The 3,693-nt window shown below is 47.1% G+C and carries 3 protein-coding genes; 1 reads left to right on the top strand and 2 read right to left on the bottom strand.

Annotation, left to right across the window (positions count from 1 at the left end; all coding sequences use genetic code 11):
- Nucleotides 1–130: 130 nt before the first annotated feature.
- Together PY364_RS10560 and PY364_RS10555 are read right to left on the bottom strand one after the other, a co-directional pair.
- Nucleotides 131–1,063, bottom strand: a complete 933-nt coding sequence (locus PY364_RS10560) for a vitamin K epoxide reductase family protein (protein WP_275522342.1) — start codon at nucleotides 1,061–1,063, stop codon at nucleotides 131–133.
- Between the two features lie 23 nt (nucleotides 1,064–1,086).
- A complete protein-coding gene (locus tag PY364_RS10555) occupies nucleotides 1,087–1,968 on the bottom strand; it encodes a photosystem I biogenesis protein BtpA (protein ID WP_275522347.1) in 882 nt (293 codons plus the stop codon).
- Nucleotides 1,969–2,430: 462 nt separating this feature from the next.
- Here PY364_RS10555 and PY364_RS10550 point away from each other — a divergent pair, with 462 nt between their 5' ends.
- Nucleotides 2,431–3,456: a GDSL-type esterase/lipase family protein gene (locus PY364_RS10550; RefSeq protein ID WP_275522345.1), complete on the top strand. Its 1,026-nt coding sequence runs from the start codon at nucleotides 2,431–2,433 to the stop codon at nucleotides 3,454–3,456.
- The last annotated feature ends 237 nt before the right edge of the window (nucleotides 3,457–3,693 follow it).

Here is a 3,693-nt window from a genome sequence, read left to right as displayed (position 1 = left end):
GGTCAATTACCGCCCAGAGGGCGGCGTTACCGATATAGGCGATCATAACTAAATCCTTCTTCCTTCTTCCTTCTTCCTTCTTACCCTAGCCCCTAGCCTCTAACCCCTAAACGCCTTGGCGGTTGCTAGATTATCTAGGCGGTGAACTTCGGAAATTGCTAGGCCCTGTATAACCCGATACCTGAGCTAGCTTCTCCAAACTTTGCGTACCTGCATATAAATTGCCATTTATTTCCCAAGTTGGAAAACCTTGAATTTTTGCTGCTTCGCAGAGTTGAGTGCGGGAGTTTTTACCCTTGGGATCGCATTCAACATAATCAAGAATGCTTGCGGCCTGGTTGCCAAACAGTTCTTTTTGTTCGTGGCAGTGAGGACACCAGTAAGCACCGTATTCTTTAGCACCTATCTGCTTAAGATGGCGGGCTAAAGCGATTTCTGCCGTCCCAGAAACAGTAGTGACAGCAGGGGCCGCAATGCCGGGGGCTGAGTTAGACGTGGAGGTCTCAACGCTGTGGCTGTTGTAAAGTCCCAAGGCGGCGATCGTCGTTACCATCGCTACTATAGTCCCGGTAAAAAAGAGCTGGCCGATATCTTCCCACTCGTGACCTAGTAGAGTTACTACAAACAGAGCGATCGAGAATATAGCTGAACTGACACAGTAAACGCACAAGTCCCCGATCTGAAAGATCATTAAATACATCAAGTAGCCGCTAAAAATCGGCATGGCAGTGGCTAATACAAAGATTACAAGCCAAGTCGCGCTTTCTAATTTAGAGCGGAGTCCTTTATCTGTTTCAGAATTAATGACTAATGGAACTACTGCCAGCGTCGCTATGCTGAGATAAGCAGCAAAACCCAACAAACTTAAGGGCAATATGCCACCTACAGTGGCATAGGGGCTGTTGAGGACTTTTTCGCAACCGCTAGTCGGACAGATGACAGAATTTCCAGTTAATTTGGCGATCGTCAGATAGGCAGTTTCTAGAACGCCGATAGCTGCGATCGCGGCAATGATAATTCTAGACCAGCGGTGAATCCAGGGGGTTGAACGTCGGCGAACCATTTCTCGTTTTTTGAGTTTAGAGTTTAGATTTGAGAATTAGCGATCGGAGATTGGGAGTTCCCAGTCTCTACTCCCCATTCCCCAGTTCTTTGTTGAATTTTGGCATTAAGGCCGCGCCGTGTAGCCTCGACAAACTGACTGACACGAATGGGATCGATCGGTTGTTCAATGCGGCCGTGTCGCTTCAAGGAACTAGAGACAATTACGCCATCAACAGCAGAGATCAAGCTGGGGATATTTTCCCAATTAGCACCACTACCGATGAAAACTGGTGTCCCAGCCGCCGCCGCCGTTGCCAATTCCAGATCCTCTAAACTGGGAGGACTACCAGTAGCCCACCCAGAGATAATCACTGCATCGGCTAAAGCGCGTTCTATAGTCTCTTGCACGGCTGTAGTCAGATTGGGGCTACCCAAGGGCCGACCGTGCTTGACCAAAACATCTGCTAATATTTTGACATCGCTCCCCAATTCTCGGCGATAGCGTAGCAGTTGGTGAGCCTGGCCTTCGATTAATCCTTGGTCGCAAGCCATAACACCGTTGAGAACGTTAACGCGGATGAAATGAGCTTGAGTACAGGAGGCGATCGCCATTGCACTTTTGCCATCATTCCGCAAAACATTAACTCCGATCGGCAACGTCACCAAGTTCATTAGACGCTGTACCACCAGCGTCATAGCGCTCACCACAGCCGGATCTACCTCGTCTTTGGCAAAAGGAGCGTCGAAAAAATTCTCGACTATAATACCGTTTACGCCACCAGAAGCCAGCGCTGTCGCCTCTTGCTCGGCTCTCCCGATCGTAGCTTTGAGATTTCCGCCCCAACGCACAGAAGTAGGAAGGGGTTGCAAATGTACAACGCCAATAATCGGGTTTGGTGTTTTGAATATTTGTTTTAAGTCCACTGGTTTACCTGAAACCACCAATTTTTGACATTCCCAACCCTTGAGGGGGTAGGATTCTTTGGAGATTTCGCTCCGAATATTCGTTCCACCAAACTTACTCAAATCTGACAACTCAGAGTTAATGTTGGCTTCCTGCTTCATTCTGGGGAGTCGGCTCCTACCAGTCCACAGGCGTTTAGTTTAGACTGAACTAGCCTTACTTTTTCAATCGGGGGCCTCGGTCAGATTAATCGCTGCGTTTAAGTCCCGATTCAATATTAGAGTCTGATAGTAACCTAGTTTATCTAAATTAAAGCCCCTCTGAGGAAATCATAGGGGCTTTGTTCGATCGGAAGGTCGCCAGCAATGCCTTAAAGGTATCCGTAACGCCGCCCTCTGGGCGGTATCCTCATATTCATAACTTCGCGTAAAACGCTCTAAAATCTGATTTATACCTGTGGTTCTTCTTCCTTAAAGCTATTGGTGAAAGTTTCTCTGATTATTTTAGCGATCGCCGCAATATTGCTAGCGGTAGTGGAAATCACCCTCCGGGTATTGTTTGGCTTTGGCAATCCCCTGATTTATATTGCAGATCCCCACTGCGGTTATCTCTTAGCCCCCAACCAGAGTGTAAGACGATTTGGCAATCGCATTGAAATTAACCAGCATTCTATGCGTAGCCCTCCCATAGCGCCAATACCTGCCGTGTCAACTCGCAGGATCTTACTGCTGGGAGATTCTGTTGCTAATGGTGGCTTGTGGACTGATAAACCAAACACCATATCAGAAATAATGGCACGGCTTTTGGTTCAAGATCCGGGAGATGGGCGAGATGGGGAAGTTAGGGGAGATGAGGAAGTTAAATCGAACCCAGTCTCCCCCTCTCCCCCTCTCTCCCTCTCCCCCTCTGCTGTCGAAGTTCTCAACGCCTCTGCTAATTCTTGGGGGCCAAGAAATGAACTAGCTTATTTGCAGAAATTTGGCCATTTTGGGGCGATCGCAGTCGTGTTACTGATCAATACAGATGATTTGTTTGCCAAAACTCCTAGTTCTTGGATAGTGGGGCGCGATCGCAATTACCCAGACAGCAAACCCCCTTCTGCCATAGTAGAAGTATTGAACCGCTACCTCTTACCATCCCCACCCCTTCCCGAATTAGATTCTCCTAAAGAGGAAGGCGGAGATATCGTTGGTTACAACTTAGAAGCAATTCGCCAAATCAAGATAATAGCCACATCTGTTAATGCTCAGTTTCTCTTAGCGATGACCCCCTTAGTACGAGAAATTAGCGATCGCTACCCCCGCGATTACGAAATCAAAGCCAGAAACCGCCTCACCCAATTTACCCAAACTGAACAAATACATTACCTAGATTTTCTTCCGATTTTTAAATCAGTTCAACACCCAATCAAATTATACCGAGACAATATTCATCCGAGCATCCAAGGAAATCAACTTATCAGCCAAATCATTACTAATTCTCTGCGACACCAATTTGGTAATTGTTAGTTGTTAGTTGTTAGTTGGTAATCGCTAATCGCTAATCGCTAATTACCCATCTTCCCCATCTCCCCCGCTCCCCTAGTCCCTAGTCCCTAGCCCCTAGCCCCTAGCCCCTAGCTATAATAATTGGTAATTAAAGAATTGTGCAATAACTATGTCATTGCGAGCGAAGCGAAGCAATCTCAGGGCCTTGAGATTGCTTAGCTTCGCTCGCAATGACACCCAATATAAAAGTTTTTAATT

Origin of the sequence: Kamptonema sp. UHCC 0994 (assembly GCF_029167235.1) — a bacterium.
GTDB lineage: Bacteria > Cyanobacteriota > Cyanobacteriia > Cyanobacteriales > Microcoleaceae > Kamptonema.
The sequence above is the reverse complement of the archived record's forward strand: the minus strand, read 5'-3'. Positions and strand labels throughout refer to the sequence as shown.

Bases quoted from the DNA above. Each gene is read 5' to 3' on its own strand.
- PY364_RS10560 (WP_275522342.1), bottom strand. From the start codon at position 1,063: ATGGTTCGCCGACGTTCAACCCCCTGGATTCACCGCTGGTCTAGAATT.